Consider the following 13,045-nt stretch of genomic DNA (forward strand, 5'->3'; position numbering starts at 1 on the left):
GGCTCTTTAGCGGTCTTAGTGGATCACGGCCAGCAGGATGCCCACCGCGACAAACAGGCAGCCGAAGATCCGGTTGAGGACCTTCTGGCCGTGCTCATTGTGGGTGAAGCGCTGGAACGAGCGGGCGGCGAGGGCGAAGAAGAACCACATCACCATGATGTCGATGGCCAGGACCGTGGCCGTGAGCACGACGTACTGCTGCAGGAGCGGCTGGTCCGGGCGGATGAACTGCGGCATGAACGCCAGGAAGAAGACGATCGCCTTGGGGTTGAGCAGGTTCACCCAGACGCCGCGCTGGAACATGGACAGGGCGGGCTCGTCCCTGCGGTCGTCGACCTTTTCCTTGTCCAGGTCCGGTTTGTGCAGGAACTGCCGGATGCCCAGGTAGACCAGGTAGGCGGCGCCGGCGTAGCGGATGATGTTGAAGATCAACGGGGAGTTCGAAACCAGCACCCCGACGCCGAGTGCCACGATCACGATGTGGATGACGAGGGCCAGTTGCTGGCCGAGGATGCCCCAGATGGAGCGGCGGAAGCCCGAGTTGAGCGAATTGCTCATGGTGAAGATGGCGCCCGCGCCGGGGGTGAAACTGATCAGGGTGCCGGCGCCGACAAGGGCCAGCCAAAGGGAAAACTGCACTGATCCAGCTTATGCCCGTGTGGTGCGTGGGCCGGACGGCGGGATCGCCCAGCAGTCAGTCACCAGAGGGTTTCCACGAGCCCGAAGTCCTGGAGCGCCTGGTCCGCCGTGATGATGACCAAGGATTCGACGATTGCCTGGGCCGCGATCAGGCGATCGAAGGGGTCCCGGTGATCCCACTCCAACTGGCCCGCGGCGAGGGCGTGGTTGCTGCGGATGGACAGTTCTTCGTCACAGAGCTCCGCAATGTGCCGCGGATACCCCAGGAGCAGGCCGTCCAGCCCTGGCAGTTTGCCCAGCCTGTGTTTGTAGGCGAGTTCATAGGCGGTGGCCGCTGACGCCAGGAGGCGATGGTCGAGGGATTGGACGATCCGGCGGGCCTTGGCCGAGAGCTTCCGGGGCTCGGTGAGGGCCCAGATCAAGGCGTGGGTGTCGAGGAGATAATCGGTGCTTCCCAACGTTCCAGATCCTCCTCACCCATCGGCTCGAGAAAATCATCCGGCAGTTGCCCCTTGACGAAGCCAAGGCGCCGCTTGGTGGGTGGAACGATGCGCACCAGCCGCGCCACCGGCCTGCCGGCTTTGGCGATCACGACCTCTTCGCCGTGTTCCACGAGGTTCAGCAGCTCGGAAAAGCGCGTTTTGGCGTCTTGGACGTTGTACTGTCCCATGTTGACCAAGTCTAGTTGGTCAACCTCGGCGGAGTAAGGCTCCGGTGAGAAATAAGGTGGCGGTTCGTCGCCGTAGTAATAGCTCATGAACCGAGGCTATTCAGGCACTGCGGTGTGAGGAACCGGGCCTCCCGGCTATGTGGAAAACGCCAGACGGCCCGACGGCGTCCCTACGCCCGGGCGATCACCTCGCCGTTCGGGATGAGGAACCAGCCGTCGTCGGTAGAGCCCCAGCGGTGCCAGCCCGCGGCGATCCGGGCCAGCTCGGCCTCCTGCGCGAAGCCGTATTCGAGGGCCTGCTCGGCGAAGGCCGAGTGCAGCACGCGCTCGCTCCACACCCGTGCCTGCCAGCGGCGCTGCTGCGCCGTGGCGTACAGCCAGTTGCTGCTGCTGGGCGCCACTTCGGTGAATCCCGCCTGCTGGGCCCACGAGACCAGGCGCCGGCCGGCGTCTGGCTCGGCTCCGTTGCGGCGCGCGATCTTCTGGTACAGCTCCATCCAGTCATCCAGTTCGGGGACCTCGGGGTACCAGCTCATGCCATGGAAATCGGCGTCGCGCACGGCCACGATGGCGCCCGGCTTGGCCACCCGGCGCATCTCGCGCAAGGCGGCCACAGGATCGGTCAGATGCTGCAGCACCTGGTGGGCGTGCACGAAGTCGAAGCTTTCGTCGTTGAACTCGAGGTCGTAGATGTTGCCGGTACGGAACTCGACGTTTTCCACGCCTCGCTCCGCCGCGAGGGACGCCGCATGGGCCACCACGTCGGCCGAACGGTCCAGCCCGACCACGTGCGCCGGGGCCACCAGGTCGGCGAAGTCGCAGGTGATGCTGCCCGGCCCGCAGCCTACGTCGAGCACCGAGGTGCCGGCGGTGAGATGGGGTATGACGAAGGCGGCTGAGTTCTGGGCGGTGCGCGAGGCGTGGGCCCGCACAACGGACTCGTGGTGGCCATGGGTGTAGACGTCGTCCGGCTTCTGCTCACTCATAGGGAAACGCTACTCCCCGGACCTCCGGTTTGGCGGCAGGTTCAGCCGGCCCGGCCGGACGGCGGGCGCCCGCCGTCGGGTTCCGGGCTGGCAGGTTCCGGGCCACCGGGTTCCGGGCTGGCAGGTTCCTGGCGGGCGGCGACGGTGGCCGCGAGCATGTCGGCCATGAAGCGGTGCACCAGCTCGAGTTCCCCGGCGCTGTAGGACGCCATCGCCTGGCCCATCGCCGCGGCCAGCGGCATGAACATGGCGCTGCCGTCCTTGTAGGCCTTCGGCGTCATCCGGAGCTGGACCTGCCGGCGGTCCGTGCCCAGCCGCTCGCGAACCACATGCCCGGAGGCGCAGAGCCGGTCGACCAGGGCGGTGGTGGCCGGCGAGCTGAGGTGCAGTTCGCTGCGCAGCAGGCCGGGCGTGACCTCGCGCTCTGCGGCGGAATGCCGCATGATCACGGCGAGTGCGTTGAGGTCGGTCCGGTGCATGCCATGCCGGCCGCCGGCGGTGTCCGCGTATCGGTTGGCCTCGAGCGTGAACTCCTGGAGAAGCCGGACGAGCTCCTGGGCGGGGGACTGCATTCCCGGGGAGGGCTGCACACGGGAGGGCGCGCCAGGATCAGGCGCCGGAGGTCCGGCACTGCCATCCCCGTTGTGCGGCATGCTTCCGCCTCCTTGATCGCCCCGGATTACTGCCTTCCGGATATTACCCGGGCAGGCAAAGGAACCGAAGCCGTACTGCAAGACGTGATTGTTTCCATGATGGAGATAGTCTATCGTGGAAACAGATTGCCGCGGCGGCTGAAAGAGGGGATTCCCATGAAGTCAAGCAGGACCATGCGTTGGCTGCGGTGGCTGGTTCCCGTGGTGCTGGTCATTGCGTGGCTCGGCATCGCAGGCGTTGGCGGGCCGACGTTCGGGCGACTGGACGAGGTCTCCTCCAATGACCAGGCCTCGTTCCTGCCCCGCTCCGCCGAGGCCACGGAAGCCGGCGAATGGCAGGCGAAGTTCCGCGACTCGGACGAAGTCCCGGCCGTGGTCATCGTGGAAAGCGGCGCCGCCTTCACCCCCGCCCAACTCGGCGAAGCAGCCCGGCTGAAAGCCGACATCGAGGCACTCAAGCTGGGGACCGCCGTCGTCGGGCCCATTCCGTCCGGGGACGGCAAGGCCGTCCAGTTCATCGTCCCGATCGCGTCCTCCGACGGGCTGCGGGACACGGTGAAGGAACTGCGCGGCGTGGTCCAGTCCGGCGCCCCCGACGGCATGCGCGCGTTCGTCACGGGACCGGCCGGGCTGACGGCGGACCTGGTCAACGCCTTCGGCGGCATCGACGGCATCCTGCTGCTCGTGGCGCTCGGCGCCGTTTTCCTCATCCTGCTGCTGGTCTACCGCTCAGTGGTGCTGCCCGTTGCGGTTCTCCTGACGGCGGTCTTCGCCCTCTGCGCAGCCATCCTGCTGGTCTTCGGCATGGCCAAGCTCGGCTGGATCCAGCTCAACGGCCAAAGCCAGGGCATCCTGTCGATCCTGGTGATCGGCGCCGCCACCGACTACGCGCTGCTGTATGTGGCGCGGTTCCGCGAAGCACTGACCCACACGGTGAACCGCACGCAGGCAGTCCTGACCGCATGGAAGGCGTCCTTCGAGCCGATCCTCGCCTCCGGCGCCACGGTGATCATCGCCCTGCTCTGCCTGCTCTTCTCCGACCTCAACTCCAACAAGGCACTGGGGCCCGTGGCGGCGGCGGGTATCGTCTGCTCCCTGTTCGCGGCGCTCACCCTCCTGCCGGCCTTCATGGCGCTGCTGGGCCGTGCGGCCTTCTGGCCTTTCCGTCCCAAGCTGCTGCCCGACGGCGAACGCGAACCGGAGCTGGTCACCGGCCTTGAGGGGCAAAAGGGTCTGTGGCGCGGCGTGGGCAGCTTGGTGGCGCGGCGGCCGCGCGTTGTGTGGATTGCCTCCGTGCTGCTCCTCGCGGCCGCCTCCGCCGGTGTCCTCCAACTGAAGGCCAACGGCGTTCCGCAGACCGAGGTGATCCTCTCCGCCTCCGACGCCGTGGACGGCCAGGACGCGCTCGCACGGCATTTCGACGCCGGCAGCGGCAGCCCCGCCGTCGTGGTTGCCTCGCGAGGTGCCGCGCAAGAGGTGTTGGACAGGGTCAAAGCCGCCGACGGCGTAGGCGAGGCCTACCTCCTGGCGGAGGGCAGTGTTCCGGTCACCGGAGCCCCCGGCGCTCCCGCCGATCCCGCGGTCCGCGACGGCAAGGTGCTGATCAACGCGACGCTGGACTCGGCCGCCGACTCGATCGAGGCCGAGGGCACCGTGAAGGCGCTGCGCACCTCCGTGAAAGAAGCCGACGCCGGAGCGCTGGTGGGCGGGGTCACGGCCATCGCGCTGGACACCAACACCACGGCGCAGCGCGACCTCGCGGTGATCATCCCGATCGTGCTGGTGGTGATCCTGTTCATCCTCATGCTCCTGCTGCGCTCCGTGGTGGCGCCGGTGCTGCTGATCCTGTCCGTGGTGCTGTCCTACGGGGCGGCGATGGGGGTCTCGGCCTGGGTGTTCAACGGGATCTTCGGGTTCCCCGGGGCGGACGCCACCGTGCCGCTGTTCGGTTTCGTGTTCCTGGTGGCGCTCGGGGTGGACTACAACATCTTCCTCATGAGCCGGGTGCGGGAGGAATCGCTGAAGCACGGGACGCGCCCGGGGATCCTGCGCGGGCTCGGCGTGACCGGCGGCGTGATCACCTCGGCCGGTGTGGTGCTCGCGGCGACCTTCGCAGCACTCGGGGTCATTCCGATCATGTTCCTGGTGCAGCTGGCGTTCATCGTGGCATTCGGAGTGCTGCTGGACACCGTGCTGGTGCGCTCACTGCTGGTTCCCGCGCTCGCCTACGACCTTGGCGCCCGCATCTGGTGGCCCGGGAAGCTCTCGAAGAAGCGCGCCAGGCATGCGGTCCGTGACGACGAGGTGCCCGAAGGGCAGCCGGTCCGCTGACGTTTAGTGAACGACGCTACTTGAGGCCGGCCAGGCCCGCCACGAGCGCGGCAAGCCCCAGTTCGAAGGCCTGGTCGGCACGGGACATGCGCGGTTCCGTGCTTTCCCCGGCCCGCAACGCCTGCGTGTAGCCGGGAACCTCGCCGGCGAAATCGCCGGGATCCATCATGTCCGGCGGGGCCACGGCATCCAGAGCCGAGCCGAGGATGAAGTTCTCCAGGGCCACGATGGCGCTGACGATTTTCCCTTCCGGCCAGCCTGCGGCCCGGAAGCCCTGGGACACTTCCTCGTACATCACCAGGGTGGGGTGCGCGCCCGTGACCGGCACCGTGGCCAGCAGCGAGATGGCGTAGGGGTGTGCTGCGAAGGCGGCCCGGTAGGAGCGGGCCCAGGCGATGGTGGCCTCATCCCAGGGCAGGCTCTTGAATACCTCATAGTCGATGCCGGCCGTGACGAACTGGCGCATGCCGGCCAGGATGTCGTTCTTGCCGCCCACGTGGTGGTAGAGCGCGGGGGTCTTCACGCCGAGTTCCTTGGCGAGCGCCGCCATGGTGAAGTCCTCCGGCCCGGTCCGGTTGAGGACCGTGATGGCCGTGGCCAGGATGAGCTCCCGGTTCAGGACGTTCTTGGCAGGCCTGCCTGCCCGCCGCTCCAGCGTTTCCGACATTTTTCCTTCTGCCCCTTGCTTGTTGCCTCAATCACACTCTATCCTCGATCCAAGTAATTTAATTCCGTTAAATTTGTTGGAGTGTCAATGAGCTTGACCATCTTCCACGGCGGCACGGTCGCCGCCGCCTCGTCGACCGGAACAGCCGGCGGCGGCCGCGACACCGCGCTCGCCGTGCGCGACGGCGTCATCGCCGCCGTGGGCGCGGACGCACTGGCGCTGCTCGGCGAGGCCGACGAAACGGTGGACCTGGCAGGCGGCTACCTGTCGCCGTCGTTCGCTGACGGTCATGCGCACCCGCTCTACGGCGGGCTGGAGGACCTCGGCCCACAGATCCGCGGCTGCGGTTCCGTCAAGGAAATTGCTGCCGCGGTGCGGGACTGGGCGGACGCCCACCCGGAGGCCGAATGGATCATCGGGGCCAGCTACGACGCCACCCTCGCCCCCGGCGGAATGTTCGACGCCGCGTGGCTGGATGCCGCCGTCGCCGACCGCCCGGTGCTGCTGCGCGCCTGGGACTACCACACCGTGTGGGTCAACAGTGCGGCCCTGAAGGCTGCCGGCATCGACCGCGACTCTCCCGAACCGGCGCTCGGCCGGATCGCCCGCCGCCCGGACGGCACCCCGCTCGGCACGCTTCTGGAACCGGGCGCGATCGACCTCGTGGCGCGCGTGGCCCCGGGCTTCTCCCTGCAGCAGAGGGTGGATGCGCTGGCCTCGGCCACCGAACGCTACGCCGCCGCCGGCGTCACCTGGGTGCAGGACGCGTGGGTGGAGCTGGATGACCTGCCCGCCTATGAAGCCGCGGCCGCCGGCGGACGCCTGGCCACCCGGCTCAACCTCGCCTTCCGCGCAGACCCCGCCGGCTGGCAGCACCAGCCGGCAGCCTTCGACGCAGCCCGCGGGCGGGTCCGGGTCCTCGGCAACCCGCTGCTGAGCGCCAACACGGTCAAGTTCTTCATCGACGGCATCATCGAAAGCCACACCGCGTGCCTGCTGGCGCCCTACGCCGACGCACCGGGGGAGAGCGGTCTGCCCAACTGGGAACGCGAGGACCTGCACAACGCCCTGGCCGCCTTCGACGCGCTCGGCTTCCAGCTGCACCTGCACGCAATCGGCGACGGCGCCGTGCGCATGGCCCTCGACGGGCTCGAAGAAGTCCAGCGCCGCAACGGCCCGCGCGACCGCCGCCCGGTGATCGCCCACCTGCAGGTGATCGACCCGGACGACATTCCGCGCTTCACCGGGCTCGGCGTCGTGGCGAACTTCGAACCCCTGTGGGCCTGCTCCGACGACGTCATGCAGCTGCTCACCATCCCCCGGCTCGGCGAACCCCGCGCCGCGCTCCAGTACCCCATCGCCTCCCTCGCCGCCGCCGGCGTCACCATCTCCTTCGGCAGCGACTGGCCCGTCACCGGACACCACCCCGTGCCGGGACTCGCGACGGCGGTCACCCGCCAGACGCCCGACCACCTCCCCGAGGGCGGCTGGCTGCCCAACGAAAGGGTCGACGTCGAGACCGCCCTTGCGGCGTACACCGCAGGAGTGGCCCACCAGGCCTTCGCCGAACAGGCATGGGGGCGCCTGCTGCCCGGCATGAGCGCGGACCTGGTGCTGCTCGCCGAGGACCCGGCGGCCCTGCCCGCCGAGCGGATTGCCGGCGTCGAGGTCCTGGGCACCTGGCTGGCCGGGCGCCCCACCTTCCAGAAACTGCCCGACCCGGTGCGGTAGCGCACCCTCCCCAACCCGGGCGCGAGCCCTCCTCTCCTGAAAGACAACGATGTCCGTGAACACCGAAAGCCACGCCGCCCCGGTCGCCGCTTCCCCCGGCGCCCCGGCGAGCAACCAGCCCCATTTGCGCCGCGTCCTCGGCCTCGCCGCCCTGGTCATGTTCGGCCTGAGCTACATGGCCCCGCCCACCGTTTTCACCACCTTCGGCACGGTCACCCAGATCACCGACGGACACCTGGCCGCCGCCTACGTGGTGGCCCTGGCGACGATGCTCTTCACAGCATTCAGCTACGCCAAGCTGTCGCGCGCCATCCCTGCTGCAGGCAGCGCCTATTCCTACACGCAGCAGACCTTCGGCGGGCACCTGGGCTTCGTGACCGGGTGGACCCTCATGCTGGACTACCTGTTCCTGCCGATGATCAACTTCCTGCTGATCGGCCTGTACATGAACGCCGCGTTCCCCGCGATCCCGGCCTGGGCCTTCGCGTTGGTGAGCATCCTGCTGGTGCTGGCCTTCATCGCCCTCGGCGTGAAATTCGTGGGCAAGTTCAGCGGTGTGATCGTGGCCGTGTCCGTGGTCATCATCGTGGTGTTCGTGGCGCTGTCCGTTTCCTACCTCTCCGGCAACCCGGCCCCGTCCGTCACGGCGCCGTTCGAGATGGGTTCCGGCGGCGTGAGCCCGATCTTCGCCGGTGCCGCCGTGCTGGCCCTGTCCTTCCTGGGCTTCGACGCCGTGTCCACCCTGTCCGAGGACGCCAAGGATGCCCAGCGCAACATCCCGCGGGCCATCGTCATCACCACCCTGCTGGGCGGCCTGATCTTCATTGTGGTCGCATGGGCCGGCGGCCTGGTGATCCCGGACTGGCACGAGTTCTCGGCCCTGGACACCGCCGGCATTGAACTCGTGGAGAAGGTGGGCGGACCCGTGCTGAGCGCCTTCTTCATCGCGATGTTCGTTACCGGCTGCATTGGCTCGGCCATGACCAGCCAGGTAAGCGTCAGCCGCATCATCTACGCCATGGGCCGCGACGGCCTGCTGCCCCGTCCCTTCGGCAAACTCCACCCGCGCTTCGGCACCCCGGTGCTGGCCGCCGTCACGGTTTCGGCCGTGTCTCTCCTGGCCCTGGTGCTCAGCCTCGAGATGGCCGCCACCATGATCAGCTTCGGCGCCCTGTTCGCCTTTTCGATGGTGAACCTTTCGGTCATCAAGCACTTCTTCTGGGACGGCAAGCTCCGCGGTGCCGCAGGCGTGCTGAACTATCTGCTGATGCCTTTTATCGGGTTTGCGCTGACCATCTGGCTGTGGACCTCGCTGGCCCCGAACTCGTTCATCGTGGGCCTGTGCTGGATGGCGGCCGGCGTTGTCTTCCTGGCCTTCCGCACCAAGGGCTTCCGCCAGGCGCCGCCGAAACTGACGTTCGGGTAGCGGTTCTCTCATCCAACTGACTCGCAGTTAATGTCGTTTTGAGCCCGCATAACGACATCAACTGCGAGTCAGTTTTGGTTTTTTGGGCCGGATTGCGTTGATCCCGCAGGATGGTGCAATGCACAACGTTCGCGAGCTGATCCGGCCGAGCAAAGAAGAGTGGGCGTCCCTGCCCCGTCGGCGGTCCGGGGCCCGTGTGGCGTTGATGGCGTGGCTGCTCGGTTTGCTGACCGTGGGCGGAGCGTTCGTGGCCGACCGCGGCTGGGAAGAAGCACCGTTGTCATGGGAAGAATCCCTGCTGACGATCAACGTGTTCGGCTTCGCGGTCACGCAGACTGCTTTGCTCATGGTGCTGGCTGGTTGGGCACTGGGAAGGTACTTGCCCGTCTCCTCAGCTGCTCTGCTGGGTGCGTGCGCCGTTGCCCATGCCAGTGCGGGCGCAGCATCAGCGACGGCATGGGCGGCGGGTGCGGTTCTTTCGGCCACCCTGGCCGCCGCGGAACTCGTGTCCTCGCCTCGTCAGCTCAGGGAAATCCGAAAGCTTTCGGCGAGGCTGAGGGACGGCAGGACAACTGCTGTGGGGGAGAACGCCTTCTCGGCTGAACGGAGGGAACTCGCCGTGGGCTGGTGGGTCGCGTTTGGTCTCGCGTGCGTTTCGGCCGCGCTGTGGGCGTGGTTTGCTGCGGATTGGACGATAGCCCGGGGCCAGACCCCACCGTCCGACGGAGGCCCGTTTGCACCGTATGAGTCGGTTTTCGCCCTCGCTGCCACCCTGCTGCTCGCAGTTTTCTGCGGGAAGGCCGCTCACAGGTGGTGGGTGCACCGCTATGCAAGGCAATTCGTGTGGATTGTTCCCGGTCCCAGTGGTCCCGTCTGGGCACAGGGCCTGGATCCGTCGTACGGAGGCAAATTGGAACCCAAGGAGAGCGATGCGCCTGGCTGCACCTGTGATGAGGAGACCGAACGCCGTGACCCGGAATATGACGAGTCCCCCGTCGGATACGTACTCCTTGACGATTACTGCGCTGTCCATGGCATAGATACCGTCAACGCCATGCACCACGATGCTTTCCTTGCCACCGCACGCTCAGCCTGGCTGTGGGACGAGAGTTCGCGGGTCCCGCAAACGAAAGACGACGCGATCGCGTCATCCACCGGCCTGCTGGCATTTGCAGGGTATGCGTTCGGCGGTATCCCGGTGAAGCGCGACGCACATGGCATGGACGCGCTGGATCCCCACGTGAGCAAGGCCGAAGAACTGAAACAAAGCGACCACGACACTCCTGCCTGGAGTGAACCCAAATTCCTCCCACCCGCCGAGCAAGGCATCCTGGATACCATCGATCTCGCGCCGGCCGGCTTGAGCGGAACCGCAGTCCGCTACCGCCACGGCCGGGCCTGGCTCCGCACCGACGAGCAGTAGTTTTCACAGGCCCGCCCCTCACATTCTGCTGGATCACCCGCCGCGTTCACCTCGGACATCCTCGTGATAGCGGGCTCCGGGACCACAACTGCGAGGGTGATCCAGCAGAATGTCATGCAGGCGTCCTGCCTCGCTTCCGAAAGTGCCGGTTTCCCCGCCGCAAGCGCTTCCAAAAAACCCCACCTCTGCCACAATTGAGCCATGGCCGCAGGGAGGCGGGGTCCGGGCTACCTGCCGGGTATCACTGGTACCGGCGCACTCCGTGACGGGCCGTCGCCTGAGGCGATCCGCAAACCGTTCTTCATCGCCGCCGTCGTGGTGTTCGCCATTGCCGTCCTCGCGGAAATCGGCATGTCGCTCCTGGTGGGCGGGACCGCCGTCGAGCCCGTCTCCCCGGGCGAGGCCAGCAAGCTGGGCGTCCCGCTGGACGTCTTCCTCAACACGCAAAAGGCCGACGCCGATCCGCCCGGTGCCGGGATCGGTTTCCTCGCGTTCCTGGACGGTCTGCTGCTGTTCACGGTGGTGATGCTGGGACTCAGCCTGATGATGGAGCTGCGGCTCTACGGCCGGATCCAGGGGATCGTGACCCTGATTGTCACGCTCCTGTGGGTGGTGGCGGCGTTCTTCGCGGCGATGCTGGCCATGGCCAAGCTGTTCCTGATGTTCGGGCTGTTTGTTGCCACTCCGTTCGGGACCCTCGCCTACCTGGCGCTGTGGGGGAGCTTTCCCACGGGACAGGCCGCCGCGATCCTGGGGCTGCTGCTCCTGCTGAAGGCCGTGTTCGCGGTGCTGCTGATCCTGAGCCAGCCCAAGTTCCTCAAGGTCACCGGACTCGTGGTCCTGCTGGTGGTGTCCGTGCTGCTCCAATTGGTGCTCGGCCTGATCCACGGCTTCCTGCCCGGCCCGCTGGTCTCCATCGGCGACCAGTTCTGGGCCCTCGTCACCGTGATCGTGGCGCTGGTCTGGGCCCTGATCATGCTGATCCTGTCGATCCCGGCGATCATCAACGCACTGCGGGTCAGCGGCTCGGCGGGGGACTAGGAACGACGACGGCGCTCGGCCCGGTGCGCCCCTGCAAGTTTTTCTTACAGATATTGGTCAATAAGATTCGCTTTTCTTTAGGTATCTGCGTCCGTACTTTGTCATCACCACCGCAAATTCCGCCGGTGGATTCCCAGACAGGACTCACGCTCACCGGAAGGAGCGAACCCATGACAATGACCGATCCCGTTCAGGCGCCGACCAAGGCGCGGCTGCTGGACGGGCCCGCCCTTTGGCCCGCCCAGGCACATGTCCCCACGGTCATCGGGCGCCAACTCATCATCGAACGGGGCGAGGGCTCTTATGTCTTCACCTCCGACGGCCGCCGCCTTTTCGATGGCACCGCCGGTCTGTGGCACGCCAACATCGGCCATTCCCATCCGGAATTGGCCCGGGCCGCCTACGAGCAGATGATGCGGCTCGAGACGCACCACATCTTTGCCCGGTTCACGAACGACAAAGCACACGCGCTGGGGGAGCGGCTCGCTGGCCTGGCTCCGTTTGAGCGGGCCAAGGTGATTCTCAATTCAGGCGGCTCCGATGCCATCGATGTGGCTTGCAAGCTCGCCCGCCGCCATTGGCAGCGGGAAGGCCGCTCATCCAAGAAGGTCATCCTCAGCCGCGAATTCGCCTACCACGGCCTGCACGCCTACGGAACGAGCATCGCCGGCCTCGAATTCAACCGCGAAGGCTACGGAACCGATTCCCTGGTCCCCGAAACCGCCCGGGTCTCGTTCAACGACGCCGGGCAGGTTGCCCGGGTTGTCGACGAAATCGGGGCAGAAAATATTGCCGCGATCGTCACGGAACCGATCCAGGGTACCGGAGGCGTCAATCCTCCAGTGCCGGGATACCTTGAAGCGATCCAACGGATCTGCCGGGAGAATGACATCCTCTTGATCCTGGATGAAGTCATTACCGGCTTCGGCCGGACCGGCAAGATGTTTGCCGCCGAACGGTACGGGATTCAGCCGGACCTGTTGACGTTCGCCAAAGGCATCACTTCCGGCTACGCGCCACTGGGCGGCGTGCTAGTAAGCCCCCGGATTTGGGAACCCTTCTACGTCGACTCTCCCGCAACGCCGATTTTCCGCCATGGCGCGACCTACGCGGGCCACGCGACGGCTTCTGCGGTGGCCCTCGCGCACCTGGAGATTCTCGAACGCGATCAGCTGATACCCAGGGTCGGGGACCTCGAAAGGGTGCTGCATCGGGAACTTGCCGGGCTGGATGCCGGGCATTCCGGAGTCATCGAGGTCCGGTCTGCGGGCCTGCTTGGCGGCGTCACCCTGGCCGACCACCTCAGCGCCGAAGCGATCGCCGACGACCTTATCGAACTCGGATTCATTTCCCGGCCGCTGCGTGGAAACACTTTGCAGATCAGCCCTCCGTTCATCATCAGCGATGACGAGCTGGTGTCCTACGTGCAGGCAATCGGGCACGCCATCAACGAACGCGAGCGCCGGTGACAAACGAAT

At 66.8% G+C, this 13,045-nt stretch carries 12 protein-coding genes; 6 read left to right on the top strand and 6 right to left on the bottom strand.

What is annotated here, in order from left to right:
• Positions 1–15: 15 nt before the first annotated feature.
• The 5 genes from BLP88_RS04990 to BLP88_RS05010 all read right to left on the bottom strand — a co-directional run bounded on the left by BLP88_RS04990 (position 16) and on the right by BLP88_RS05010 (position 2,948).
• Positions 16–639 (bottom strand): LysE family transporter, encoded by a 624-nt coding sequence (locus tag BLP88_RS04990; RefSeq protein ID WP_074587420.1) that lies wholly within the window; start codon positions 637–639, stop codon positions 16–18.
• Between the two features lie 59 nt (positions 640–698).
• Entirely contained in the window at positions 699–1,097 is a 399-nt protein-coding gene (locus BLP88_RS04995) for a type II toxin-antitoxin system VapC family toxin (protein WP_074587421.1), read from the bottom strand.
• The gene (locus BLP88_RS05000; RefSeq protein WP_245679770.1) at positions 1,058–1,396 is read right to left on the bottom strand and encodes a type II toxin-antitoxin system Phd/YefM family antitoxin; all 339 of its coding nucleotides are present in this window, start codon (positions 1,394–1,396) and stop codon (positions 1,058–1,060) included. Before BLP88_RS05000 ends, BLP88_RS04995 begins: the two co-directional genes overlap by 40 nt.
• A gap of 83 nt (positions 1,397–1,479) precedes the next feature.
• A complete protein-coding gene (locus BLP88_RS05005) occupies positions 1,480–2,295 on the bottom strand; it encodes a methyltransferase domain-containing protein (protein ID WP_074587422.1) in 816 nt (271 codons plus the stop codon).
• A 41-nt stretch (positions 2,296–2,336) separates the two neighbouring features.
• Positions 2,337–2,948, bottom strand: coding sequence for a MarR family winged helix-turn-helix transcriptional regulator (locus BLP88_RS05010; RefSeq protein WP_074587424.1), 612 nt, complete (start codon positions 2,946–2,948; stop codon positions 2,337–2,339).
• Between the two features lie 156 nt (positions 2,949–3,104).
• On the opposite strand from BLP88_RS05010, the gene BLP88_RS05015 reads away from it, so the two are divergent.
• Positions 3,105–5,279 carry an MMPL family transporter gene (locus BLP88_RS05015; protein ID WP_074587425.1) on the top strand — a complete coding sequence of 725 codons (2,175 nt, stop codon included), beginning with the start codon at positions 3,105–3,107 and terminating at the stop codon, positions 5,277–5,279.
• A 16-nt stretch (positions 5,280–5,295) separates the two neighbouring features.
• Here BLP88_RS05015 and BLP88_RS05020 read toward each other — a convergent pair whose 3' ends face one another.
• Entirely contained in the window at positions 5,296–5,946 is a 651-nt protein-coding gene (locus BLP88_RS05020) for a TetR/AcrR family transcriptional regulator (RefSeq protein WP_074587426.1), read from the bottom strand.
• A gap of 87 nt (positions 5,947–6,033) precedes the next feature.
• Here BLP88_RS05020 and BLP88_RS05025 point away from each other — a divergent pair, with 87 nt between their 5' ends.
• From BLP88_RS05025 to BLP88_RS05045, 5 genes are all read left to right on the top strand, one after another.
• Positions 6,034–7,677: an amidohydrolase gene (locus tag BLP88_RS05025; RefSeq protein WP_074587428.1), complete on the top strand. Its 1,644-nt coding sequence runs from the start codon at positions 6,034–6,036 to the stop codon at positions 7,675–7,677.
• 55 nt (positions 7,678–7,732) lie between these two features.
• Positions 7,733–9,103, top strand: a complete 1,371-nt coding sequence (locus BLP88_RS05030; RefSeq protein WP_245679771.1) for an APC family permease — start codon at positions 7,733–7,735, stop codon at positions 9,101–9,103.
• 118 nt (positions 9,104–9,221) lie between these two features.
• Positions 9,222–10,526 carry a hypothetical protein gene (locus BLP88_RS05035; protein ID WP_074587429.1) on the top strand — a complete coding sequence of 435 codons (1,305 nt, stop codon included), beginning with the start codon at positions 9,222–9,224 and terminating at the stop codon, positions 10,524–10,526.
• A 201-nt stretch (positions 10,527–10,727) separates the two neighbouring features.
• A complete protein-coding gene (locus BLP88_RS05040) occupies positions 10,728–11,567 on the top strand; it encodes a hypothetical protein (protein WP_084110830.1) in 840 nt (279 codons plus the stop codon).
• Positions 11,568–11,737: 170 nt separating this feature from the next.
• Entirely contained in the window at positions 11,738–13,036 is a 1,299-nt protein-coding gene (locus BLP88_RS05045) for an aminotransferase family protein (protein WP_217635137.1), read from the top strand.
• Positions 13,037–13,045 lie beyond the last annotated feature (9 nt).

The sequence above is a fragment of the Arthrobacter cupressi genome (assembly GCF_900099975.1).
Classification (GTDB): Bacteria; Actinomycetota; Actinomycetes; order Actinomycetales; family Micrococcaceae; genus Arthrobacter; species Arthrobacter cupressi.

What these genes read in the sequence shown, in the direction of transcription:
- BLP88_RS05000 (WP_245679770.1), bottom strand. Translation starts at nt 1,396, where the DNA reads ATGAGCTATTACTACGGCGACGAACCGCCACCTTATTTCTCACCGGAG.
- BLP88_RS05005 (WP_074587422.1), bottom strand. Translation starts at nt 2,295, where the DNA reads ATGAGTGAGCAGAAGCCGGACGACGTCTACACCCATGGCCACCACGAG.
- BLP88_RS05010 (WP_074587424.1), bottom strand. Translation starts at nt 2,948, where the DNA reads ATGCCGCACAACGGGGATGGCAGTGCCGGACCTCCGGCGCCTGATCCT.
- BLP88_RS05015 (WP_074587425.1), top strand. Translation starts at nt 3,105, where the DNA reads ATGAAGTCAAGCAGGACCATGCGTTGGCTGCGGTGGCTGGTTCCCGTG.
- BLP88_RS05020 (WP_074587426.1), bottom strand. Translation starts at nt 5,946, where the DNA reads ATGTCGGAAACGCTGGAGCGGCGGGCAGGCAGGCCTGCCAAGAACGTC.
- BLP88_RS05025 (WP_074587428.1), top strand. Translation starts at nt 6,034, where the DNA reads ATGAGCTTGACCATCTTCCACGGCGGCACGGTCGCCGCCGCCTCGTCG.
- BLP88_RS05035 (WP_074587429.1), top strand. Translation starts at nt 9,222, where the DNA reads ATGCACAACGTTCGCGAGCTGATCCGGCCGAGCAAAGAAGAGTGGGCG.
- BLP88_RS05040 (WP_084110830.1), top strand. Translation starts at nt 10,728, where the DNA reads ATGGCCGCAGGGAGGCGGGGTCCGGGCTACCTGCCGGGTATCACTGGT.
- BLP88_RS05045 (WP_217635137.1), top strand. Translation starts at nt 11,738, where the DNA reads ATGACAATGACCGATCCCGTTCAGGCGCCGACCAAGGCGCGGCTGCTG.